Raw genomic sequence first — 23,348 nt, forward strand, 5'->3', positions numbered from 1 at the left:
GCTCTCCCCCATGACCCCCAACCTGCTCCTCGTGGAAGACGACGCCCGACTGCGCGACGACCTGGACCTGCATTTCCGCCAGCGCGGCTTTACCGTCACCAGCTGCACCGACGGCCGCCAGGGACTGGCCGCGGTGCGTGCCGGGCACTTCGACCTGGTGCTGCTGGACATCATGCTGCCGGGCCTGGACGGCCTGGCCCTGCTGGAAACCCTGCGCCAGGAACAGGGCACGCCGGTGATGCTGATGTCGGCCCTCGGCGCCGAGCAGGACCGGATCACCGGCTTTACCCGGGGCGCCGACGACTACCTGCCCAAGCCCTTCAGCCTGGCCGAGCTGGACGCCCGCGCCGACGCCCTGCTGCGACGCATGGCCCGGGTGCAACCACCGCCGGCCATGCGCCAGGACCGACTGCTGAGCTTCGACGAGCAGGCCCAGGACGTGCTGCTCCAGGGCCGTGCCGCCGGCCTCACCGGTTCCGAATACCGGCTGCTGGCGACCCTGCGCGAACACCCCGGAGAAACCCTGAGCAAACCCTTTCTCTATCAGCACGTACTGCACCGCATCTATACGCGCCTGGATCGTGGCCTGGATGTGCACGTGTGCAACCTGCGGCGCAAGCTCGCCGACCTTGGGGTGCAGCATCTGCAGATCCAGGCGGTGCGCGGCGCCGGCTACATCCTGGTGGAGGCGCAACGTCACTGATGCGCCGTCATCCCCTGCTGTGGAAACTGGCCGGGCTGCAGATCGGCTTCTGCCTGCTGCTGACCTGGATCATCTGGACCTGGGGCCTGTCGGCCGAGCGCAGCACCTATTTTCTCGACCCCGCCGACCGCCAGTACCTGGCCCGCTATGCCCAGCAGGCCGAGGCTGCCTGGCAACAGGGCGGCGCGGCGGCGGTGGATGCCTTTGAAAAACGCCTGGCGGCCGAGGAGCACACGTGGGTCGCGGTGCTTGGCGAGCGCCTGCAACGCCTGGGCAGCACCCCGCTGAGCGCCGACGACGCCAGCCATCTGACCTTCATGCGCAAGCTCGACTGGCCCATGAGCCGGCGCCTGCAGGACGAATTGCCCTACGTCAGCATCGAATTCCCCGAGCACCCGGAACACGGCCGGCTGGTGCTGCAACTGCCCGAGCGCCTGCTGCCCGGTGGCCTGACGCCCTGGACCCACCTCTTCAGCCATGGCGTGGTGCCGACCCTGCTGGCCGCCCTGCTCGGCCTGCTGCTCTATCGCCACCTGGTGCTGCCGTTGAACCGCCTGCGCGACCGCGCCGATGCCTTGCGCGCCGACGACCTGGACAGCCAAGGCCTGGGCACGCCCCTGGTGAACCGCCACGACGAGCTAGGGGAGCTGGCCCTGGCCTTCGAGCACATGGCCGAGCGCCTGCGCCAGAGCCTGGCCCAGCAGCGCCTGTTGCTGCGCACCTTGTCCCATGAGCTGCGCACGCCCCTGGCGCGGTTGCGCATCGCCCACGACAGCCCTTTGCCGCCAGAACAGTTGCGCCAGCGCCTGGACCGGGAAATCGCCGACATGCAGCGCCTGCTGGAGGACACCCTGGACCTGGCCTGGCTCGACACCGAGCGCCCGCAACTGCCCACCGAAGCGGTGCAGGTGCTGTCGATCTGGGAAGCCCTGCGCGAGGACGCCTGCTTCGAAAGCGGCTGGCCGGCCGAACGCCTGCCCTGCCTGCTGGATGCCGATTGCCGGGTCCAGGTGCATCTGGACAGCATCGCCCAGGCCCTGGAGAACCTGCTGCGCAATGCCATCCGCCATTCCCCGGAGAACGGCCGGGTGAGCCTGCGCGGCTGGCGCGAAGGCGCCTGTTGGCACCTGTGCCTGGAAGACCAGGGCCCGGGCGTGGCCGAGCAGGACCTGCAACGGATCTTCCAGCCCTACCAGCGCCTGGACTCGGCCCAGGGCGAAGGTTTCGGCCTGGGCCTGGCCATTGCCCGACGCGCCGTGGAACTGCACCAGGGGCGGATCTGGGCCAGCAATGGCAAACCCGGGCTGTGCCTGCACCTGCTGCTGCCCGCCGCCTAGGCCCTCGGCCTGGAAGTGTTTAGAAAGTTAATGCGCTTTACTCGCAAATAGCAGTCATTATCATTCGTGATCTTCTGTTTCTGCCTCTGTCCGGAGATCACCGATGTCCATGCGCTCGCTGCGTCCTTTCGCCCCCTTCCTGCTGTCCGGCTGCTGCCTGCTCAGCCACGCGGTGCAGGCCGCCAATGCAGGCTCGACCCCGCCGGTCCTGGAGCTGGAACCGCAGAACGTCATCGCCACCGCCAAGGAAGAAACCAAGCAGGCCCCCGGGGTTTCGGTGATCACCGCCGAGGACATCCAGAAGCGCCCGCCGGCCAACGACCTGTCGCAGATCATCCGCACCATGCCCGGGGTCAACCTCACCGGTAACTCCACCAGTGGCCAGCGCGGCAACAACCGGCAGATCGACATCCGCGGCATGGGCCCGGAAAACACCCTGATCCTGGTGGACGGCAAGCCGGTGGGCAGCCGCAACTCGGTGCGCTACGGCTGGCGCGGCGAGCGTGACAGCCGCGGCGACACTAACTGGGTGCCGGCCGATCAGGTCGAACGCATCGAAGTGATCCGCGGCCCGGCGGCGGCCCGCTACGGCAACGGCGCCGCGGGTGGGGTGATCAACATCATCACCAAGCAGGCCGGCAGCCAGACCCACGGCAATGCCACGCTCTACAGCTCGTTCCCGAGCCACAAGGACGAAGGCGCCACCCAGCGCGCCAGCTTCGGCCTCAGCGGCCCGCTGACCGACAGCTTGAGCTACCGGGTCTACGGCAATGTGGCCAAGACCGATGCCGACGACGCCGACATCAACGCCGGCCATGAATCCCTGCGCACCGGCAACCAGGTCGGCACCCTGCCCGCCGGCCGCGAAGGGGTACGCAACAAGGACCTCAATGGCCTGTTGAGCTGGAACCTGACCCCGGACCAGAGCCTGGACTTCGAAGCCGGCTTCAGCCGCCAGGGCAACCTCTACACCGGCGATACCCAGAACACCAACAGCAACAGCACGGTGAAAAACCTGCTGGGCCACGAGACCAACCGCAGCTACCGCCAGACCTATGCGGTGACCCATCGTGGCGAATGGGACTTCGGCAGTTCCATGGCCTACCTGCAATACGAAAAGACCCGCAATACGCGGATCAACGAAGGCCTGGCCGGCGGCACCGAAGGCATCTTCAGCAACAGCGAGTTCTACACCGCGGTGCTGCGCGACCTGACCGCCCATGGCGAAGTCAACCTGCCGCTGCATGCCGGTTTCGAGCAGACCCTGACCCTGGGCAGCGAATGGTCGCAGCAAAAACTCGACGACCCCAGCGCCAACACCCAGAGCACCAGCGAAGGCGGCGCCGTCAGCGGCCTGAGCTCAAGCAACCGCAGCACAAAGTCCAGCGCGCAGATCTTCTCGCTGTTCGCCGAGGACAACATCGAACTGCAGCCGGGCACCATGCTCACCCCGGGCCTGCGGTTCGACCACCACAGCATCGTCGGCGACAACTGGAGCCCATCGCTCAACCTGTCCCACGCCCTGAGCGACACCCTGACCCTCAAGGCCGGCATCGCCCGGGCCTACAAGGCGCCGAACCTGTACCAGCTCAACGCCGACTACCTGCTCTACAGTCGCGGCCAGGGCTGCTACGGCCAGAGCACCAGCTGCTACCTGCAAGGCAACGACAAGCTCAAGGCAGAAACCAGCGTCAACAAGGAACTGGGCCTGGAATACAAGGCCGACGGCTGGGTGGCCGGCCTGACCTACTTCCGCAACGACTACAAGAACAAGGTCGAATCCGGCCTGGCGCCGGTGAGCCGGGCCAGCGGCGGCAGCGGCGCTTACCGCAACGCGGCGATCTACCAGTGGGAAAACGTGCCCAAGGCCCTGGTGGAAGGCCTGGAAGGCACCCTGACCATCCCCTTGGCCAGCCAGCTGACCTGGAACAACAACTTCACCTACATGCTGCAATCGAAGAACAAGCAAACCGGCGACTACCTCTCGGTGACCCCGCGCTACACCCTCAACTCGATGCTCGACTGGCAGGCCACCCAGGACCTGTCGCTGCAAGCGAGCGTGGCCTGGTACGGCCAACAGACGCCGAAGAAGTACGACTACCACGGCGACCGCGTCACCGGCAGCGCCACCCAGCAACTGGCGCCTTACGCGATTGCCGGGATCAGCGGCACCTACGCCCTGACCCGCCACCTGAGCCTGACCGCCGGGGTCGACAACCTGTTCGACAAACGCCTGTTCCGTGAAGGCAATGCCCAGGGCGTGAACAACATTGCCGGGGCCGGCGCCGCCACCTACAACGAACCCGGGCGCACCCTGTACACCAGCCTGACCGCTTCGTTTTGAGCCATCACCCAGAGCCATCACCAAGACCCTGCCGAGAACGCCTGATGAGACGCTTTTTTCTGCCCCTGGCCCTGGCCTGGGGCCTTGCGGGAACGGCCCTGGCCGCCCCCGCCCCGGACCAGCCCATGGACCGCAGCCTGCTGCAACGCCAGGACCTGCCCTACCGCTTCACCAGCCTGCAACTGGATTCCGCCGACGGCCAGCGCCACTACCAACTGTGGATCGGCAAGCCGTTGCAGGCGCCGCCGCCACAGGGCTACCCGGTGCTGTGGATGCTCGATGGCAACGCCGCCCTCGGCGCGCTGGACCCCGAGCAGCTCAAGCGCCTGGACCAGGGCCAGGCGCCGCTGCTGGTGGCGGTGGGTTACCAGACCCCGCTGCGTATCGAGCGCAATGCCCGCACCTATGACTACACCCCGCAGCAACCGGGCCAGGCGCAGCAGCAAGACCCGCTGACCGGGCAACCCAGCGGCGGCGCGCAAGCCTTCCTGCAACTGCTGCGCGAGCGCATGCGCCCGGCCGTGGCGGCCCAGGCACCGATCGATAGCGCGCAACAGACCCTGTGGGGCCACTCCTATGGCGGCCTGCTGGTGCTGCAGGCGCTGTTCAGTCAGCCCCAGGCCTTTCGTCACTACGCCGCCGCGAGCCCTTCGCTGTGGTGGAGCGACGGCCTGATCCTGCCCCAGGCCCAGGGCCTGACCGAGCGCCTGCGGGGCCATCGTGCGCAATTGCTGCTGATGCGCGGCGGCGCCGAGCCGGGCAACCCGCGCCAGCCAGCAGGGCCCGAGGCCGACCAGCGCGCCCGCCAGTTGCAGGCGCAACTGGCCCAGGTGCCGGGGCTGGCCCTGGACTACCACAGCTTCGAAAAGCTCAGCCATGGCCAGACCCTGGCGGCCTCCTTGCACTATGTGCTGCAGCGGCTCTACCTGCCGGCGGCCAAGGACTGAAAGCCCCGCGCCCGGGTGCAAGGCCCGGGCGCCGAGTTCCAGCGCAAGACACGGAGTGCAAGCCTTGGGGCGGCGGGCTAATCTGCCGCTCGCCCCGCCACGTGTTCCGGATCGCCAATGCCCACCTGCCCCGCCACTCGCTTTCTTGCCGCACTGGATGCCGACTGGGCCGCGCTGATCGCCACCGTCGGCCCCTGCCTGCACCAGCCCCGCCCGGAGCGCGAGCCTTATCAGGCGCTGGTGCGCGCGGTGGCCTACCAGCAACTGCATGCCCGCGCCGGCGACGCGATACTCGGCCGCCTGCGCGCGTTGTTTCCCGGGCAGGCCTTCCCCACGCCCCGGCAACTGGCCGCTGCCAGCCTGGAGAGCCTGCGCGGCTGCGGCTTTTCCGCACGCAAGGTGGCGACCCTGCAGGGTATCGCCCAGGCCACCCTGGACGGCCGCGTCCCCGATGCCGCCAGCGCCCGCGGCCTGGACGACGAACAGCTGATAGAGCGCCTGACCCAACTGCCCGGCATTGGCCGCTGGACCGTGGAGATGCTGTTGATCTACAGCCTTGAGCGCGAGGACATCTTGCCGGTGGACGACTTTGGCGTGCGCGAAGGCTACCGCCGCCTCAAGGGCCTGGAACAACCGCCCAGCCCCCGCCAGCTGCGCCAGATCGGCCAGGCCTGGAGCCCCTGGCGCACCACCGCCGCCTGGTACCTGTGGCGAGTACCGACGGCCTGAACACCGCGCACTTGACCCGGTGCGGGCGGGCCGCTGCGCGGTTCGCCGGCAAGCCGGCTCCTACAGGTGCACGCGGCCTCGTCCGTAGGAGCTGGCTTGCCAGCGAAGGGGGACCTTACATGCCCAGCCAGTTGGGCAAGGCCAGGGAGATCAGCGGCACGTAAGTCACCAGGATCAGGAACAGCAGCAGGATCATCAGCCACGGCATCGCCGCGCGGATGGTCTGGCCCAGGGTCAGGCCGGTCACCGCCGAGGTCACGAACAGGTTCAGGCCCACCGGCGGATGCACCAGGCCGATCTCCATGTTGACCACCATGACGATGCCCAGGTGAATCGGGTCGATCCCCAGCTTCATGGCAATCGGGAAGAAGATCGGCGCCAGGATCAGCACGATCGCCGAGGGCTCCATGAAGCTGCCCGCCACCAGCAGCACCACGTTGACCATCAGCAGGAAACCGATCGGCGTCAGGCCTTCGGAAATCACCCAGGCGGTGATTTCCTGGGGGATCTGTTCGGTGGTCAGCACATGGGCGAAGAGCATGGCGTTGGCGATGATGAACATCAGCATGATCGACAGCCGCCCCGACTCCAGCAGCACCTTGGGGCAGTCGCGCAGCTTCATGTCGCGGTACACGAACAGGGCGACGAAGGCCGAGTACACCGCCGCTACCGCCGCCGCTTCAGTGGGGGTGAACAGGCCGCTGTAGATGCCGCCAAGGATGATCACCAGCAACAGCAGGCCCCAGAACGCCCGGCGCGCAGCACTCAGCCACTGGCCAAAGGTCGCCCGGGGTTGCGCGGGCAGCTTCTTCACCCGGGCCACGATGTAGATCGCCACCATCAGCAGCAGGCCCAGCAGCAGCCCGGGAATCACCCCGGCCATGAACAGCTTGCCCACCGAAGTCTCGGTGGCGGCCGAGTACACCACCATGACGATCGACGGCGGAATCAGGATGCCCAGGGTCCCGGCGTTGCAGATGATCCCGGCGCCGAATTCCTTGGGATAGCCGGAGCGCACCATGCCCGCCACGGCAATCGAGCCCACCGCCGCCACCGTCGCCGGCGAGGAACCGGACAGCGCCGCGAACAGCATGCAGGCCAGCACCGCGGCAATCGCCAGGCCGCCACGGATGTGGCCGACGCAGGCGTTGGCGAAGTCGATCAGGCGCTGGGCCACGCCGCCGGTGGTCATGAAGGCCCCGGACAAGAGGAAGAACGGAATCGCCAGGAAGGTGTAGGCGTCGGAGGTCTCGAACAGCTTGATCGCCAGGGAACTGAGGGAGTCCTGGCTGAACATCAGGATCGACAGCGCCCCCGACAGTCCCAGGGCAATGGCAATGGGTACGCCGAGGAACATGAAGACCAACAACAAGGCAAACAGACAGAGCACGGCCATCAGTCACGCTCCTCATGGTTGCCCGCCAGTTTGCTGGCCTCGCCCGCCTCGTCGGCCAGGCCCAGGCCGACCTGCCGGCGGGTGAACAGGCGGTAGAAGATCTCCAGGTAACGCAGCAGCACCAGGGCGAAGCCGATGGGCACGATCACCACGATGTGGCTGACCCGGATGCCGAAACGGTCGAGGTCTTCGGCGCCGATATGGGCGGCCATGATCGCGCTCAGCCACTTGAAGCTGGCCACCATGAACAGCCCGGCATACAGCAGGCAGCACGGACAGGCCAGCAGCGCCAGGTAGCGCTGCACCGGGCGCGGGGTCAGGCGCACCAGGGCGTCCACCCCCAGGTGCCCGGCGGTGCGCACGCCATAGGACATGCCGAAGAAGATCAGCCAGCCGAACAGCGCCTTGGTCAGGGCCACGCTCCAGGTCATGTCCTGGGCCAGGCCCATGCAGGCATCGCCCAGCGCATTGAAGAAAGCACTGCTGGCGGCCCAGCGGTCGGCCAGGGCAAAGAACAGCGTGTAGATGTTGTTGAGCATCACGTAGACAAAGGTCACCAGGGTCATGGTCGCCAGCAGCAGGGCAATCAGGCCCTCCTCCAGGTGCTCCCAGATACGTCTCAGGGACTGCATAGAGATACCTCGCAAAACGGGCGGGGCCGTCCGCAGCGGGACGGCCAGAGGGCCATCAGTGACGCTGGTTGGCGGCGTCGGCAGCCTTGATCAGGTCGGCGCCGACCTGCGCCTCGAACTGGCTCCACACCGGGCGCATGCTGTCGCGCCAGGCCTGGCGCTGCTCGGGGGTCAGTTGGATGATTTCGCTGGTCTTGGCCTCGACGATCTTCTGCCTGGCGCTCTGGTTCAGGGCCTCGGCCTGCTTGTTCACCTCCAGCGAGACCTCGCCCATGATGGTTTCCAGCTCGCCGCGCACGTCCGCCGGCAGGCCGTTCCAGAAGCTTGCGTTGGTGATCACCATGTAGTCGATCAGGCCGTGGTTGGACTCGGTGAAGTACTTCTGCACCTCGTTGACCTTCTGGCTTTCATAGTTCGACCAGGTGTTCTCGGTGCCGTTGACGGTGCCGGTCTGCAGGCCCTGGTAGACCTCGGCGAAACTCATCTTGCGCGGGTTGGCGCGTAGCGCCTTGAACTGCTCTTCGAGCACGCTGGAGGCCTGCACGCGGAACTTCAGGCCACGGGCATCCTTGGGTTCGTGCAGGGGCTTGTTGGCCGACAACTGCTTCAGGCCGTTGTGCCAGTAGGCCAGGCCGAGGATGCCCTTGCCCTGCATCGCGGTCAGCAGCTGTTTGCCCTCGGCGGCCTGGAAGCGGTCCACCGCGGCCAGGTCGTCGAACAGGAACGGCAGGTCATAGATCTGGATCTGCTTGGTGTACTGCTCGAACTTGGCCAGGGACGGCGCCAGCATCTGCACGTCCCCCAGCAGCAGCGCCTCCATTTCCTTGCCATCGCCGAACAGCGACGAGTTGGGGTAGACCTCGACCTTGACCCGCCCCGGCAGGCGCTCCTCGGCGAGTTTCTTGAACAGCAGCGCGCCCTGGCCCTTGGGGGTGTTCTCGGCCACCACATGGGCGAACTTAATGACAATCGGGTTATTCGTGGCGTCGGCGGCCTGGGCCAGCCCGGCAGTGAACAATGCAGCAGCGCAGAACAGCGCTCGAGAGAGCTTGAACATGGACGTCACCCTTTTATTGTTGTGATGGCAGGAAGAGTGCCCAAGGCGCGGCGTATAGAGAATTTCGAATTTTTGATACCCGCGTTCGCCTCTGGCGAACGCCATGTGCCCTTGCAGGGGGCAATTGAACCGCGGGCGCGTAACCCCTAAAGTCACGCCTCCCGATATCACCTTGAGATCGCCGATGGCCGCTCTTCGCCTGACTACCCTGCATACCACTCAAGCGGTGCTGGATGCCTTTCGTGACAGCGATGTACCCGCCGAAGTGCTGCTGGAGGGCAGCGGCATCCAGCTGGCGGACCTGGAGCTGCCCAACAGCCTGATCAACATCAGCCAGGAAATGCGCGTGTTCAGCAATGCCGTGCAGTTTCGCCAGGACCTGGGGCTGGTGCTCGGGCGCAACCTGCACATCAGCGCCTACGGCATGTTCGGCCTGACCCTGCTGACCAGCGCCACCCTGCGCGAAGGCTGGTCCCTGGCGCTGCGCTACCCGTTGCTGCTGGGCACCTTCTTCCACCTCGACCTGGAACTGCGCGACGGCCTGGCCTGGCTCACCGCCGACCAGTACAGCGAAAGCGAGCTTGAGGTGTTCAACACCGACTTCTGCATGTCGTCCTACCGGGTCACTTGCCAGGACCTGCTGGGCTGCACGCTGCCGCTGCGCGCGGTGCACCTCAAGCACCCGCCGCAACCCTACCTGGACAGCTACGAGCAGGCCTTCAACTGCCCGGTACACTTCAATGCCGGGCGCAATGCCATCGGCTTCGATCCGGAATGGCTGGACCGGCGCCTGCCCCTGGCCGACCTGGTGACCCAGAACGACATGCTGCAACGCTGCATCCGCCTCAACGAGGAACTCAGCGCGCGGCCGACCTGGATCGATCAGGTACGGCGCATCCTCAATGAACAACTGCACGCGGTGCCCGACTTCGACAGCCTGGCGCGCCAGGTGCACTGCTCGCCGAGCACCCTGCGCCGACGCCTGCGGGCCCAGGACACCAGCTACCAGCAACTGCTGGACGAGCTGCGCTATGCCCGGGCGCGACAGTTGCTGGGCCAGCACAGCCTGCCCATCTACCGCATCGCCGAAGCCCTGGGCTTCAAGGAGACGGCCAGTTTCCGCCACGCCTTCCAGCGCTGGAGCGGCGTTGCGCCCGGGCGTTTCCGGCAGTTGTCCGGCCAGCTCGGCCCGCTCGCGGACTGCGCGGAAGATTGACGCTAAATATCCCCTATTGACCGTTGCCAACATTCTCTCAGGGACCTATCCGGCCAAGAATGACTGCCCCGGAAGGCCCCGCTCATTTCAGACAAGGAGTTGTCGCATGAAATCGCTGCATACCGCCCTCACCCGCCTGGCCCTGGGCTGCTCCCTGAGCGCCCTGGCCCTGAGCGCCAGCTTCAGCGCCCACGCCGCCCCCGAACGCACGGTGAACATCTTCAACTGGTCGGAGTACATCGCTCCCAACACCATCAAGGATTTCCAGGCCCAGAGCGGGATCAAGGTCAAGTACGACATCTTCGAAAGCAACGAAGTGCTGGAAGCCAAGCTGCTGACCGGCAACAGCGGCTATGACGTGGTGGTGCCATCCAGCGGTTTCGTCAGCAAGCAGATCGCCGCCGGGGCCTTCCAGCCCCTGGACCGCGCGCAACTGCCGAACTGGAAGAACCTCGACCCGGCGGTGATGAAGCTGCTGGCCCAGAGCGATCCGGGCAACCGCTACGTGATCCCCTACATGTGGGGCACCAACCTGATCGGCTACAACCGCGACAAGGTTGAGGAACTGCTGGGCAGCGACGCGCCGGTCAATAGCTGGGACCTGGTGTTCAAGGAAGAGAACCTGAAGAAGCTCAGCCAGTGCGGCGTGACCTTCCTCGACTCGCCGGCCGAAATGCTGCCCCTGGCCCTGCACTACCTGGGCCTGGACCCCAACAGCCAGAACCCCGAGGACTACCGCAAGGCCGAGGCCCTGCTGCTCAAGCTGCGTCCTTACGTGCGCTACTTCCACAGCGCCAAGTGGATGGGCGACATCGCCAACGGCAACATCTGCGTGGCGGTGGGCTACTCCGGCGGCTTCCTGCAGGCGGCCAACCGCGCCAACGAAGCCAAGAACGGCGTGCACATCGAAATGCGCATTCCCAAGGAAGGCACCCTGGTGTGGATCGACACCGTGGCCGTTCCCGCCGGCGCCAAGCACGTGGACACCGCCCACGCCTTCCTCAACTACCTGATGGAACCGAAAGTCATCGCCTCCATCAGCAACTATGTCGGCTACCCCAATGGCGTGACCGACTCCAAGCCGTTCATCCAGCAGACGCTGCTGGACAACCCGGACCTGTTCCCCAGCGCCGAGACCATGACCCGCCTGTACCCCCTGGCACCGCTGCCGGCCAAGGCCGAGCGCACCCGCACCCGGACCTGGGTCAAGGTCACCAGTGGCCGCTGAGTCACTCACCGCGAAGGCTTGCCGGGACGCCGCCCACGGCGTTCCCGCAGCCCGCCCATGCCGTGGCACAGCCCGCGCCCGGCGTGCCTGAAACAAGAGTCGAATATGTCGTTGCCCACGTCCCCTCATGCGGCCCTGCATCAGCTGTCGATCGAGGCGCTGCTGCAAGGTTTTGCCCGCTTGCAGTTCACCCCGGTGGACCTGCTGCAGGCCGTTTTGGCCCAAATCGAGCGCCACGAGCCACAGCTCAACGCCCTGTGTGAACGCCAGGACCAGGCCGCGCTGCTGGCCGCCCAGGCGTCCACCGCGCGCTGGGCCGCCGGGCAACCGCTGGGCCGGCTCGACGGCATTGCGATTCTGGTCAAGGACAACCACGACATTCGCGGCTGGCGCACCCGCAACGGCTCCCGGGCCCTGGCCGAGCGTGGGGCGCTGCAGCAGGACTCATCCCTGGTGGCGCGCCTGCGCGAGGCCGGGGCGATCTTCATCGCCAAGACCACCCTGCCCGAGCTGGGCAGCACGCCGCTGACCGACAGCCCCCTGACCGGGGTCACCCGCAACCCGTGGAACCTGGCCCTGCATGCCGGAGGCAGCAGTGGCGGCAGCACCGCGGGGGTGGCCGCCGGTTATGCCCCGGCGGCCACCGGCAACGACGCCGCCGGATCGATCCGTACCCCGTCGAGCTTCTGCGGGGTCATAGGTTTCAAGCCCAGCCACGGGCTGGTATCGGCCTGCCCGAGCATCGATCCCGGCGGCATGGCGGCCGAAGGGCCGATCGCCCGCCACGTGCGCGACATCGCCTTGCTGATGGAGCTGATGAGCGCGCATGAACCCGGCGAACCCTTTGCCTGGCCCCATGGCCCGACGGATTTTCTCGGCGCCATCGAGGACGGTGTCCGCGGCCTGCGCATCGCCTTCAGCGCCGACCTGGGCTACGCCGCCCATGTCGACCCGCAGATCGCCGCGGCCTGCCTGAACGCCGCCCAGCTGTTGCAACAGGCCGGCGCGACCCTGGTCCAGGCCTCGCCGGACATCGGCAACCCGGCGCCGAACTACCTGCGGGCCTGGCCGGTGGAAGTGGCCAGCGCCGTGGCCATGGAGGTCCCTGCCGAGCGCCAGCACTTGCTGGGCGACTTTCTCCAGCAGTGCCAGGTGCGGGCGCGCCAGCTCAACGCCCTGGACTACGCCTGCGCGGTGCAGGAACGGCATCAGGTGGCCCGGCAACTGCACGATTTTCTCGGGGAATACGACCTGCTGCTGACCCCCACCGCGGTGGTCGAGCCGTTCGCCGTGGAACGCCAGATGCCGCCGGACTGGCCGGAACACCTCAGCGCCATGTGGCAGCCGACCACCTTCCCCTTCAATTTCAGCCGCCAGCCGGCGCTGAGCATGCCCTGCGGCCTGAGCGCCGCCGGCCTGCCCATAGGCCTGCAGATCGTCGCCCGCTTCGGCCGTGATGCGCTGGTCCTGCGGGCCGCCAGGGCCCTGGAAAAACAGCTGCCGGCCGGGGTGTTCGCGCACCCCGCCGGGCTGCTGGACGCCCCCGGGCGCGAATTGCACTGAACAACCCGCTGACGCAGCACAACCGCGTCGCTTTACGGACAAGGAGGTGGACCATGGAGTCTTCAAGCAGTTGGTACCAAGACACCCAATTCGACCATGACATTTACGTGATGATCATCCGCGAGCCCAGCTCACCGAGCCTGTATGCCCACCAGTCCGGTCCCAGCTTCAGCTACGTCGGGCGCCTCACCGGTCATGGCCAGCACCCCTGCTTTTCCGTGCACTTTGCCTGCCCGCCCTACGGCAACGACTACACCAGCACCGAAGCCGCGCTGCAGGCCGGCCTGGCCCATGGCCGCGCGCTGATCGAACACTGGCGCACCCGGGGCAGCAAGCCGCCGGCGCGCAACGCCGCAGTGGCCCTTTCCAGCTACAACAGCTGAGCGCCCGGGCGCCGCTGGCCCGGTGCTAGCGGCCCAATGCTAGCGACTCAGGGCCGGTCCAGGCTGTCGAGGTACTCGATGGCCTGGCGGTACTTCTCCAGGCGCCGCCGGTCTTCCTCGCTCGGTGCGGGGATGCGTGACAGGTCACTGTTTTCCGCCAGATCCGCGCGCTTCACCCGACGCGCCAAAGGATTCTGTGCAACGCGGCGGATAAACCCCGGATAGTCCTCGCCTTCGACCTTGGTCAGCGCCGCCAGGGCCTGCAGCACCTCTTCAGTGAAACCTTCGCCGCGCAGTTGCTCCAGGGTCACCGGGCTGTCTTCGATGACGTCGTGGAGCACCGCCACCAGCCGTTCCCGGGGCTCGGACACGCGCAGCATGACCCGCAGCGGATGCAGGATGTAGGGCGCACCGCCCTTGTCGACCTGCCCGGCATGGGCCCGGGCAGCAATGGCAATGGCGCGTTCCAGGGTACTCATGGGTGTGGCTCCGGGTCTTGGCAACAATGCCGGGGGCCATACTAACCCGGCCGGTTCAGGCCAGGGCCAGCATCCGCTGGGCCCGTTGCAGCACCGGGGCATCGACCATCTGCCCGTCAACCTGGTACGCCCCGGCGCCAGCGCGCCCGCCCTCCACCACCCGCCGGGCCCAGGCCAGTTCCTCGGGGCTGGGCGCCAGCGCCTGATGAATCACCGGCACCTGGGCCGGGTGGATGCACAGGGCGCCGGTAAAGCCCATGGCGTAGGCGTGGCGGATCGAGGCCGCCAGGCCCGGGCTGTCGGCAATCGCCGGGAACACGCCATCCAGCGGTGCCTGTAGCCCCGCCGCCCGGGAATGCACGATCAGCGCCAGCCGCGCCTGATCCAGGGCGAACTGCGCCGCCGCCGAGCCGCTGCTGAGGTTGAGGTCCAGGGCCAGGTCCAGGCCGCCGAAGGACAGGCGCTGGACCCCGGGCGCCGTGGCAATTTCGGCCAGGGCCAGCAGGCCTCGGGCGCTCTCGATGATTGGCCACACCGGCCGGCCGCAAGCCGCCACCCGCGCCACCTGGGCCGCATTTTCGACTTTTGGCAGGAGCACTCCGGCGACCCCGGCCCGGGCCTGACAGAACGCCAGGTCGGCCGCGTGTTGCGGGTGCTCCGGCGCATTGACCCGGACCCAGACCCGGGCAGCGGGCTGCGCCAGCAGAAAGCGCCCCAGGTGTTCGCGGGCCTGGACCTTGAGGGGCTCTTCGACGGCGTCCTCGAAATCGACGATCACCGCATCGGCGCCGCTGACCAGGGCCTTGGCGAAACGTTCGGGACGGCTGCCGGGGACGAACAGCGCGGTGCGGACAATGGAATCGGACATGCTGTGTTCCTTGTTGGAGATGGCGGTTGCAGGCTGTGGATTTCCCGGTGTCAGCTCGATCGCGGGGGCCGCTGCGCGCCCCGGCGCAGCCTGCGGCAGCGGCTACCGGGTTCAGATGACGCCGCGGGTCTGCAGTTGCTGGATGGCGTGCGGGCTCAGGCCCAGTTCCGCAAGGATCGCCGCGCTGTGCTGGCCCAGCGCCGGAACTGCGTCCATGCGCGGGGCAAAGGCGTTGTTGCGCGCCGGCGGCCGCAGTGCCGGCAAGCTGCCCGCCGGGCTGTCCACTTGGCGCCAGGCATCGCGGGCCGCCAGTTGCGGGTGCTGCCACACGCCGTGCATGTCGTTGACCCGGGCGTTGGCGATCTGCGCCTGCTCCAGCCGCTCGCTGACCTGGGCCACGCTGAGCCGGGCAAAGTGCTCGACGATGATCTGGCGCAGCGCCTCGCGGTTGGCCGAGCGCTTGAAGTTGGCGCCAAAGCGCTGGTCCGTGGCCAACTCGGGCCGCTCCAGCACCTGGTCGCAGAACGCCGCCCATTCCCGCTCGTTCTGCAGGCCGAGCATCACCGTGCCGCCATCGCCCACCGGAAACGGCCCGTAGGGGTAGATGGTGGAGTGCGCCGCCCCGGCTCGCGGCGGCGGCTCGGCACCGGCGAAGGCGTAGTACATCGGGTAGCCCATCCACTCCACCAGGCTTTCCAGCATGCTGATGTCCAGGTGGCTGCCCAGCCCGGTGCGCCCGCGCAGCAACAGCGCCGAAAGAATGCCGCTGTAGGCGTACATGCCGGCGGCGATGTCGGCGATCGAACAACCGGCTTTGGCCATCTGCTCGGGTTCGGCGCCACCGGTCACCGAGAGAAAGCCGCCTTCGCTCTGGATCAGCAGGTCGTAGGCCTTTTTCCGCTCATAGGGGCCTCCCTCGCCGTAGCCGGAAATATCGCAGACGATCAGCCGTGGAAAGCGCTCATGCAGCGCCTCGAAGGACAGCCCCATGCGCGCCGCCGCGCCCGGGGCGAGGTTCTGCACCAACACATCGGCACCGGCCAGCAGGCTCTCCAGCAGGCCTTCGGCTTCCGGCTGCTTGAGGTCCAGGGTCAGGCTTTCCTTGGAGCGGTTGGTCCACACGAAGTGCGAGGCCAGGCCCTTGACCCGCTGGTCGTAGCCGCGGGCGAAATCGCCGCTGCCGGGGCGCTCGACCTTGATCACCCGGGCCCCCAGGTCCGCCAGCTGGCGGGTGCAGAACGGCGCGGCAATCGCGTGTTCCAGGCTGACCACCGTGATGCCGTCCAGGGGCCGTGGCTGTGCTGTGTTGTCAGTCATGTTCGGTCCTCGCCCTGTTCGATGTCGGGCATTCAGAGCAGTGAATGGAGGTCGTCGGCTTCACGCAGGGCCCAGACCCGGCGGATCAAGGCATCACCCTGCTGCGGGGTGCGGGCACCGGAGAACAGCAGCAGGCGCTGGAACTTGTCTTCCAGCTCGGCCCGAGACAGGCCATTGCCCGGGTCGCCCTTGGGCTGGTCGATGGCGCCGTGCAGGGTGCGGCCATCCACGCACTGCACCTCGACCCGGCCCAGCCAGCGCGTTGGATAGGCCGCATCGACTTGCGGGTCCAGCTGCATGTAGACCTTGTCGCGAAACGCCGCGACCCGCGGGTCGCTCAGCCCATGGCGCTGGAACTCCGGCAAGCCGGCCTTGCCGTGCACGGCGATCAGGCCGAGCACGGTGCCCATGGAGAATTTGGCCTGGTGCACGGTCTGCGGCACCTGGACCCGGCCCAGCACGTCGATGGCGCCCTGGTGCACCCGGGTCACGACCCGGGCGATCTGCTGGTGTTCCAGGCCTTCGCGCTGCATCACTTCAAGCAAGGCATCGGCGGCGGGATGGGTGTGGCGGCACGAGGCGTGGAACTTGAACGAGGTTTCCAGCAGCGCCCAGCGGCGGCCCAGGCCCTGGCTCAGGCGCTCGGGTTCGGCATCCCGGGACATGCCGGCGGCCATGCCCTGCTCGCCTTCGAGGATATTGCGCGCGCCGCTCAGGCCGTCCCGGGTCAGGTAGGCGGCCAGCAGGCCATCGGCGGCGGCCTTGGCGGTGTGCAGTTGCTTGGAATCGGCGGCGTCGCGCAAGAATTCCCAGAGCCCGGCGGCCTGGGTCCCGGCGCTGCCCAGCAGGTTGATGAACTGTTCGCTGTCGAACTCCATCAGCTTGCCCACCGCCACCGCGGCGGCCAGGGTGCCGACGGTGGCCGTGGTGTGGAAGATCCGGTAGTGGGAACGGCCCATGAATTCGCCGATGCGGATCCCCGCCTCATAACCGGCCACCGCCGCCAGCAGCAGCTCGCGGCCGGACTTGCCCAGGTCCTGGGCCGCCGCCAGCGCCGCCGGGAACACCACGGTGGCCGGGTGCAGCACGGAACTGTTGTGCAAATCGTCCTGCTCCACCAGGTGCGACGAGGCGGCGTTGACCAGGGCGGCGAAATACGCCGAGCTGCCGGCCCCGTTGACCAGGATGCGCGCCGGGCCGCTGGCCGGGCCCATGTGCCGGGCATAGGCCTCGAACAACGGGATCGGGTGCGCGCCCTGGGCCGCCAGGGCCGAGCCCAGCCAGTCGAGGAACAGCTCTTGGGTGCGCAGCAGGACGCTTTCCGGCAGGTCGGCGTAGCGCAAGCCGGCGAGGAACCCGGCCAGATCGTGGGTATGGCTCATTCGCGGCTCCTTAGAAACTGCGGGGCAGCTCCAGCAAATGCTCGGCGACGTAGGACAGGATCAGGTTGGTGGAGATCGGCGCCACCTGGTACAGCCGGGTCTCGCGGAATTTGCGCTCGACGTCGTACTCGCAGGCAAAGCCGAAGCCGCCGTGGGTCTGCAGGCAGGCGTTGGCCGCTTCCCAGGAAGCCTTGGCCGCCAGGTACTTGGCCATGTTGGCGCTGGCCCCGGCGTTGCGCCCGCTGTCGTATTCCTCACAGGCGCGCCAGCGCATCAGGTCGGCGGCCTCGATCTCGATATGGGCCTCGGCAATCGGGAACTGCACGCCCTGGTTCTGGCCGATGGGCCGGCCGAACACCACCCGGTCGCGGGCATAGGCGCTGGCCTTCTCTATGAACCAGCGGCCATCGCCGATGCATTCGGCGGCGATCAGCGTGCGCTCGGCATTGAGGCCGTCGAGGATGTACTTGAAGCCCTTGCCCTCCTCGCCGATCAGGCTGTCGGCGGGCAGCTCCAGGTTGTCGAAGAACAGCTCGTTGGTCTCGTGGTTGACCATGTTGGCAATGGGCTGCACGGTCAGGCCGTTGCCGATGGCCTGGCGCAGGTCCACCAGGAAGATCGACATGCCTTCGGACTTCTTGCGCACCTCGGCCAAGGGCGTGGTGCGAGCCAGCAGGATCATCAGGTCGGAATGCTGAATGCGCGAGATCCACACCTTCTGCCCGTTGATCACGTACTGGTCGCCGCGGCGGATCGCGGTGGTCTTGATCTTGGTGGTGTCGGTGCCGGTGGTGGGCTCGGTGACGCCCATCGATTGCAGGCGCAATTCGCCGCTGGCGAGCTTGGGCAGGTAGTAGCGCTTCTGCGCCGGGCTGCCGTGGCGCAGCAGGGTGAACATGTTGTACATCTGCCCGTGCACGGTGCCGGAGTTGCCGCCGCAGCGGTTCACCTCTTCGAGGATCACCGAGGCTTCGGCCAGCCCCAGGCCGGAGCCGCCGTACTCGGCTGGGATCATCGCCGCCAGCCAGCCGGCCTCGGTCAGGGCCTTGACGAAGGCTTCTGGGAAGCCCTTGCGCTCATCGATGCCGCGCCAGTAGGCGGCGTCGAACTCGGCGCACAGGGCACGCACGCCCTCACGGATGGCATTGAGTTGTTCAGTGTCATGGGGGGTCATCAATCGGCACTCCGCCTTGGCTTATTGTTGGAATTCAGTCGAACTGCACTTCGCCGCGCTGGGCCAGCCCGGCGCCGTCGCCGGCCCACAGTTCGGCGTGGCCAGGGGCGCTGATGCGCCCGCCGACCTCGAAAGGCTGCGGGGCAATCAAGGGCCGCAGGCCGCGGTAGGCGAAATGGCGCAGGCGCGCCTCGGGATGGGCCCGGCAGAAGGCCCCCAGGCTCAGGGTGGCGATCAGCGGGCCGTGCACCACCAGCCCCGGGTAGCCCTCGGTGGCGGTGACGTAGGGATAGTCGTAATGGATGCGATGGCCGTTGAAGGTCACCGCGCTGTAGCGAAACAGCAGGGTCGGCGTCGGCTCCAGCGACTCGCGCCAGTCGCCCTCGGGCAGCAGCTCGCCACTGCTCATTTTCGGCGGGGACGGTTCGCGGTAGACGATGTCCTGTTCTTCGCGCAACGCCAGTTGGCCGTCCTGAAAGTATTCGTGGCACAGGGTGACGAACAGCAACTGGCCGGTGCGCCCGGCTTTTTCCTCGACCTGGAGGATGCTGCTGACGCAACTGGCCTCGGCGCCGGCGCGCAGCGGCCGGTGAAACGCCAGGCGGCCTCCGGCCCACATGCGGTTGCGGTTGGCCGCCGGTGGCAGGAAACCGCCCCGCGCCGGATGGCCGTCGCCGCCCAGGGCCGCCGCCGGCTGCGGCTGCTGGAAAAAGCACCAGTGCCACAGCGGCGGCAGCGCTTCGTCCGGGGCTGGGGTGGGCAGGCCGAAGGTGGCGGCGATGCGGGTCAGCAGGTTGGCGCTGAGGTGGTCGTCGATCCGCTGGCTGCGGCCGATCCAGGCACTGGGGTCGGTGACACTCATAGAGGCAAGGTCCTGTGGCACGAAGGTGATGGCGGCCATCATGCAAGGGTGTGGCGCGTATGGAGAATTTGCATTTCTATAAACCGGCGTTCGTTTATGCTGAACGCCGCTCAGCACTCTCTTCCCCACCTTCGGGAGCCCGGACATGCATTTCGATCTGGCGGACCTGCGCCTGTTCATCCATATCGCCGAATCCCCCAGCCTGACCCAGGGCGCGCGCCGCGCCTTTCTCTCGCCAGCGGCCGCCAGCGCGCGGATCAAGGCCCTGGAAGGCCAGCTCGAAACCCGCCTGCTGTACCGCGACAGCCGCGGCGTGGAAGTCACCCCCGCCGGCGAACGGCTGCTGCAGCACGCGCGGCTGATCATGCGCCAGGTGGATTTCCTGAAGAGCGAATTCACCCAGTACGGCGGGGATTCCTCCGGGCATATCCGCATCTTCGCCAACACCACGGCGGTCACCGAGTTTCTGCCGGAGGTACTGGCCGGGTTTCTCTCGGCGCGCCCGGGGGTCACGGTGGACCTGCAGGAGCGCCTGTCCCGGGACATCGTCCGCGGCGTGCTGGACGGCACCAGCGACATGGGCATCATCGCCGGCCCGGTGGAGGCCGCCGGCCTGCAGGTGCTGCACTTCAGTACCGACCATCTGGTGCTGATGGTGCCGGTGGACCACCCCCTGGCCAGCCAGGCCTCGGTGACCCTGGAACAGACCCTGGCCTACCAGCACATCGGCCTGCATGAGGGCAGCACCTTGCTGAGCTTCCTGCGGGAGCACGTGGAGCGCCTGGGCAAGCCACTGTCGCTGCGCATCCAGGTGTCGAGCTTCGAGGCCATCTGCCGCATGGTCGAAGCCGGGGTCGGCATCGGCATCATTCCCGAGTCGGCGGCGCTGCGGCACAGCCGCACCATGCGACTGGTGACGGTGAAGCTCGACGAAAGCTGGGCGCTGCGCGAGCGCAGCATCATCGTCCGTGAACTCGAAGCCCTGCCGGGCACCCTCCGCGCCCTGATCAACACCCTGATGCCGCAGGCCAGCCCGGCACCCACCATCGGCAGCCGGCATGACCGATGATCGACAAGGCCAGAGGCGCAAGCAAAGACATTGATACCGATCAAGAGCCGCGAGCGCCGGGGCAGTCAACCTGAGGCCAATCAGGGCTGTTCGCACAGCCCGCCCTTTGGCTCTCCGGAGACTTGACCATGTCCAGCACTGCTCTCGATATCCTCCCCCACCCGCCATTCCCGGCGCAGCAAGGCCAATACTGGATCGACGCCCTGAACGACGGCAGCCACGTGCTGATCCGCCCGCTGCGCCCCCAGGACCGGGATCGGGAAAAGGCCTTTATCGAAAACCTCTCCCCGGTCACCCGGCACCAGCGTTTTCTCGGTGAGGTCAAGGAAGTCGGCGATCAACTGCTGGATCAACTGATGGACGTCGGCACCCCGCAACGGGTGGCCTACGTGGCCCTGGTCCACGACAACGGCGAACTACGGGAAGTCGGCATCAGTCGCTACGCCCAAGTCGACGACCAGCCCTGGCGCTGCGAATTCGCCGTGACCATCGCCGATCAATGGCAAGGCAAGGGCCTCGGCGCGCTGCTGATGCAGCACCTGATCGACGAAGCCCGTACCAATGGCTTCCAGCAGCTGTATTCGGTGGACTCCGCCGGCAACTACAGCATGCGCCGGCTGGCCAAACAGCTGGGCATGCGCAGCGCCATCGACCCCGACGATGCCACCCAGGTGATCCACAGCCTGGAGCTGTAAGCTGCCGCGCGCCGCGCCTCGGACCGAGGCGCGGCGCGCCCCTTAACACTCTTTGACAGTTTCCCGACAAAGCTGCCAAAGACTGCCCAAGCCCCCTTGCCTAGCATCCGCCCATCGAATGTCCGGTCGGTTGCTGTATGTCTTCCAAACTTCTTCACCTGCCTCTGCTCGGCGTGCTCCTGGGCAGCCTGGGCTGTCATGGCCAGCCCCCCGCGCCGCCGACTATCGGCCGCGGTGACTACGCCAGCATCATCGGTTACCTCAAGCAGTACATCCCCCGGGAAATGGCCGAGCATCGGGTGCCGGGGCTGTCCATCGCCCTGGTGGACGGCCAGGAGCTGATCTGGGCCCGGGGTTTCGGTTTTGCCGACCAGGCCCGCGGCCTGCAGGTGACCGAGAACACCGCGTTTCGGGCCGGGGCCCTGTCGCAGTTGCTGACCGCCACCGCCGTCATGCAACTGGTGGAACAGGGACGCCTGCAACTGGACGCGCCCCTGCAAGACAGCCTGCGGGAATTCTACGTCCGCTCGCGCTTTCACCAGGACCAGAACGCCGCTGACCAGGCGGTGACCCTGCGCCGTCTGCTCAGCCACCAGGCCGGCCTGCCCACCGACTATCTGCGCGACCGTTACACCCGCCAGCCCCTGGGCGAGCTGCCGGGCAAGGTCAGCGGGGTCTGGCTGAACCATTGCCCCGGCACCCAGACCGCCTACTCCAACCTGGGCTACGCCCTGCTGGGCGCGGCGATCGAGCGCAGCAGCGGCCTGGACTTCGAGCGCCAGTTGCAGAAAAGCCTGCTGCGCCCGCTGGGCATGAGCCAGTCGAGCTTCCTCGGCACCCGCCTGGCCCAGCCCTACCGCGCCCGGGGCTATGCCGACGGGGTCGGCAGCGCCGACGAACCGCTGCGCGACCTGTCCGCCACCGGCCTGTGGAGCAGCCCGCGGGACCTGAGCCGCTTTGTGCGGATGCTGTTCGCCCAGGGCTACTACAAGGACCGCCAGGTGCTGTCCCCGGCCTCAATCAATGAAATGGGCCGGGCGCAAAACACCGGCAACCCACTGGATTTCGATTGTCAGGTGGGCCTGGGCTGGTACCTCTCGCCCTGTGGCGAGGAATGGGTCAGTCCGGGGATCCGTACCTGGCAGCACAGCGCTGTGGGCAGTGACTTCCAGGCCCGGGTCAGTGTGCTGCCGGAGCAGCAGCTGGCGGTGATCGTGATGAGCAATTCAGGCTCCGGCGAGGCCGTGGCCAAGCCGCTGGTGCCCAAGGTGCTGCGCATGCTGCTGCAGGCCCACGGTGCCCCCGCGAGGCAAAAGCGCGACAGCGCCCAGCCCCAGGAACGGGTCGGCGGGCGGCGTCGGGTTCCGCAAGCCGCCGACCGCCAGCACCTGGCGGGTTTCTATGCCACCACCTGGGGCGTATTGCGCATTCGCGATCAGGACCAGCGCCTGTTCGGCGAACTGGCCGGCAAGCGTTTCGAACTGCTGCGCGACGAACAAGGCTGGCTGCGGGCGCAGAAGAAGTTCCTCGGCCTGTGGCAGCAGGACCTGGGTGACCTCGGACGGGTGCAGTTGGACCTGATGAACGTCCAGGGGCGTCGGGTGTTCACCGCCCGGCGCCACGGCCAGCTGCTGGCCATGGGCGAGCGCGTCGATCCGCTGCCCCTGCCCGACAACTGGCTGACCACGGTGGGCACTTACCAGGCCCTCAACGAGGACTCGGCCAACGCTGCCGTCAGCGACATCAGCATCACCCTGGAAGACGGTTTCCTGATGATCCGCAGCCTGCAACAGGGCCACGCACCCACCGATTACATCCTGGCCCCGATCGACAACGCCCACGCCGTGATTGCCGGCCAGGGGCCGGGCCTGGGCGATACGGTACGCCGCCAGATCAATGGCATCAGCGTCCTGGGCTACTCATTCAAACGTACCTACACCCGCCACTACCTGAGGTTCTAAAGCCGT

General features: G+C 67.3%; 21 protein-coding genes. 12 read left to right on the plus strand and 9 right to left on the minus strand.

Translation table 11 applies throughout. The annotated features are described in order from the left end of the window. Nucleotides 1-10 precede the first annotated feature (10 nt). From GWQ44_RS26585 to GWQ44_RS26605, 5 genes are all read left to right on the plus strand, one after another. Nucleotides 11-703, plus strand: coding sequence for a response regulator transcription factor (locus GWQ44_RS26585; protein ID WP_275928652.1), 693 nt, complete (start codon nucleotides 11-13; stop codon nucleotides 701-703). Further along, nucleotides 703-2,040: a sensor histidine kinase gene (locus tag GWQ44_RS26590; protein ID WP_275928653.1), complete on the plus strand. Its 1,338-nt coding sequence runs from the start codon at nucleotides 703-705 to the stop codon at nucleotides 2,038-2,040. The genes GWQ44_RS26585 and GWQ44_RS26590 overlap by 1 nt, the downstream gene beginning before the upstream one ends. A gap of 103 nt (nucleotides 2,041-2,143) precedes the next feature. Further along, nucleotides 2,144-4,384 (plus strand): TonB-dependent siderophore receptor, encoded by a 2,241-nt coding sequence (locus tag GWQ44_RS26595; RefSeq protein ID WP_275928654.1) that lies wholly within the window; start codon nucleotides 2,144-2,146, stop codon nucleotides 4,382-4,384. 44 nt (nucleotides 4,385-4,428) lie between these two features. Continuing rightward, on the plus strand, nucleotides 4,429-5,331 hold the full coding sequence (locus GWQ44_RS26600) for an alpha/beta hydrolase (protein WP_275928655.1): 903 nt from the start codon (nucleotides 4,429-4,431) through the stop codon (nucleotides 5,329-5,331). 117 nt (nucleotides 5,332-5,448) lie between these two features. After that, nucleotides 5,449-6,060, plus strand: a complete 612-nt coding sequence (locus GWQ44_RS26605; RefSeq protein WP_103741996.1) for a DNA-3-methyladenine glycosylase — start codon at nucleotides 5,449-5,451, stop codon at nucleotides 6,058-6,060. Nucleotides 6,061-6,175: 115 nt separating this feature from the next. Here the strand turns inward: GWQ44_RS26605 and dctM are convergent, their stop codons facing one another. The 3 genes from dctM to GWQ44_RS26620 are packed head-to-tail and all read right to left on the minus strand — an operon-like array spanning nucleotide 6,176 to nucleotide 9,145. After that, nucleotides 6,176-7,456, minus strand: coding sequence for a C4-dicarboxylate TRAP transporter large permease protein DctM (gene dctM, locus GWQ44_RS26610; RefSeq protein WP_047304019.1), 1,281 nt, complete (start codon nucleotides 7,454-7,456; stop codon nucleotides 6,176-6,178). After that, the gene (locus GWQ44_RS26615) at nucleotides 7,456-8,088 is read right to left on the minus strand and encodes a TRAP transporter small permease (protein ID WP_275928656.1); all 633 of its coding nucleotides are present in this window, start codon (nucleotides 8,086-8,088) and stop codon (nucleotides 7,456-7,458) included. The genes dctM and GWQ44_RS26615 overlap by 1 nt, the downstream gene beginning before the upstream one ends. A 55-nt stretch (nucleotides 8,089-8,143) precedes the next feature. Further along, entirely contained in the window at nucleotides 8,144-9,145 is a 1,002-nt protein-coding gene (locus GWQ44_RS26620) for a TRAP transporter substrate-binding protein (protein ID WP_275928657.1), read from the minus strand. Between the two features lie 184 nt (nucleotides 9,146-9,329). Here GWQ44_RS26620 and GWQ44_RS26625 point away from each other — a divergent pair, with 184 nt between their 5' ends. From GWQ44_RS26625 to GWQ44_RS26640, 4 genes are all read left to right on the plus strand, one after another. Then, nucleotides 9,330-10,361, plus strand: coding sequence for an AraC family transcriptional regulator (locus GWQ44_RS26625; protein WP_047304014.1), 1,032 nt, complete (start codon nucleotides 9,330-9,332; stop codon nucleotides 10,359-10,361). Between the two features lie 106 nt (nucleotides 10,362-10,467). Next, the gene (locus tag GWQ44_RS26630) at nucleotides 10,468-11,589 is read left to right on the plus strand and encodes a polyamine ABC transporter substrate-binding protein (protein ID WP_016967479.1); all 1,122 of its coding nucleotides are present in this window, start codon (nucleotides 10,468-10,470) and stop codon (nucleotides 11,587-11,589) included. Between the two features lie 105 nt (nucleotides 11,590-11,694). Next, nucleotides 11,695-13,152, plus strand: coding sequence for an amidase family protein (locus GWQ44_RS26635; RefSeq protein ID WP_275928658.1), 1,458 nt, complete (start codon nucleotides 11,695-11,697; stop codon nucleotides 13,150-13,152). Between the two features lie 53 nt (nucleotides 13,153-13,205). Beyond that, nucleotides 13,206-13,535, plus strand: a complete 330-nt coding sequence (locus GWQ44_RS26640; protein WP_016967481.1) for a hypothetical protein — start codon at nucleotides 13,206-13,208, stop codon at nucleotides 13,533-13,535. A 47-nt stretch (nucleotides 13,536-13,582) separates the two neighbouring features. Here the strand turns inward: GWQ44_RS26640 and GWQ44_RS26645 are convergent, their stop codons facing one another. The 6 genes from GWQ44_RS26645 to GWQ44_RS26670 all read right to left on the minus strand — a co-directional run bounded on the left by GWQ44_RS26645 (nucleotide 13,583) and on the right by GWQ44_RS26670 (nucleotide 19,617). Beyond that, on the minus strand, nucleotides 13,583-14,014 hold the full coding sequence (locus GWQ44_RS26645; protein ID WP_047304009.1) for an HD domain-containing protein: 432 nt from the start codon (nucleotides 14,012-14,014) through the stop codon (nucleotides 13,583-13,585). 55 nt (nucleotides 14,015-14,069) lie between these two features. Further along, nucleotides 14,070-14,882, minus strand: a complete 813-nt coding sequence (locus GWQ44_RS26650) for a CoA ester lyase (protein WP_275928659.1) — start codon at nucleotides 14,880-14,882, stop codon at nucleotides 14,070-14,072. A 111-nt stretch (nucleotides 14,883-14,993) separates the two neighbouring features. After that, a complete protein-coding gene (locus GWQ44_RS26655) occupies nucleotides 14,994-16,199 on the minus strand; it encodes a CaiB/BaiF CoA-transferase family protein (protein ID WP_275928660.1) in 1,206 nt (401 codons plus the stop codon). A gap of 32 nt (nucleotides 16,200-16,231) precedes the next feature. Then, on the minus strand, nucleotides 16,232-17,581 hold the full coding sequence (locus tag GWQ44_RS26660) for an MmgE/PrpD family protein (RefSeq protein WP_275928661.1): 1,350 nt from the start codon (nucleotides 17,579-17,581) through the stop codon (nucleotides 16,232-16,234). Between the two features lie 10 nt (nucleotides 17,582-17,591). Then, on the minus strand, nucleotides 17,592-18,755 hold the full coding sequence (locus GWQ44_RS26665) for an acyl-CoA dehydrogenase family protein (RefSeq protein WP_199011003.1): 1,164 nt from the start codon (nucleotides 18,753-18,755) through the stop codon (nucleotides 17,592-17,594). A 34-nt stretch (nucleotides 18,756-18,789) separates the two neighbouring features. Further along, complete coding sequence (locus GWQ44_RS26670) at nucleotides 18,790-19,617, minus strand: MaoC family dehydratase N-terminal domain-containing protein (protein ID WP_275928662.1); 828 nt, start codon at nucleotides 19,615-19,617, stop codon at nucleotides 18,790-18,792. 145 nt (nucleotides 19,618-19,762) lie between these two features. Here GWQ44_RS26670 and GWQ44_RS26675 point away from each other — a divergent pair, with 145 nt between their 5' ends. The 3 genes from GWQ44_RS26675 to GWQ44_RS26685 all read left to right on the plus strand — a co-directional run bounded on the left by GWQ44_RS26675 (nucleotide 19,763) and on the right by GWQ44_RS26685 (nucleotide 23,342). Then, a complete protein-coding gene (locus GWQ44_RS26675; protein ID WP_275928663.1) occupies nucleotides 19,763-20,686 on the plus strand; it encodes a LysR family transcriptional regulator in 924 nt (307 codons plus the stop codon). A 128-nt stretch (nucleotides 20,687-20,814) separates the two neighbouring features. Further along, the gene (locus GWQ44_RS26680; RefSeq protein WP_047303997.1) at nucleotides 20,815-21,381 is read left to right on the plus strand and encodes a GNAT family N-acetyltransferase; all 567 of its coding nucleotides are present in this window, start codon (nucleotides 20,815-20,817) and stop codon (nucleotides 21,379-21,381) included. 137 nt (nucleotides 21,382-21,518) lie between these two features. Continuing rightward, nucleotides 21,519-23,342, plus strand: a complete 1,824-nt coding sequence (locus GWQ44_RS26685) for a serine hydrolase domain-containing protein (RefSeq protein WP_275928664.1) — start codon at nucleotides 21,519-21,521, stop codon at nucleotides 23,340-23,342. The last annotated feature ends 6 nt before the right edge of the window (nucleotides 23,343-23,348 follow it).

Source organism: Pseudomonas sp. 3MA1, from assembly GCF_029237275.1.
Taxonomy (GTDB): Bacteria; Pseudomonadota; Gammaproteobacteria; order Pseudomonadales; family Pseudomonadaceae; genus Aquipseudomonas; species Aquipseudomonas fluorescens_AP.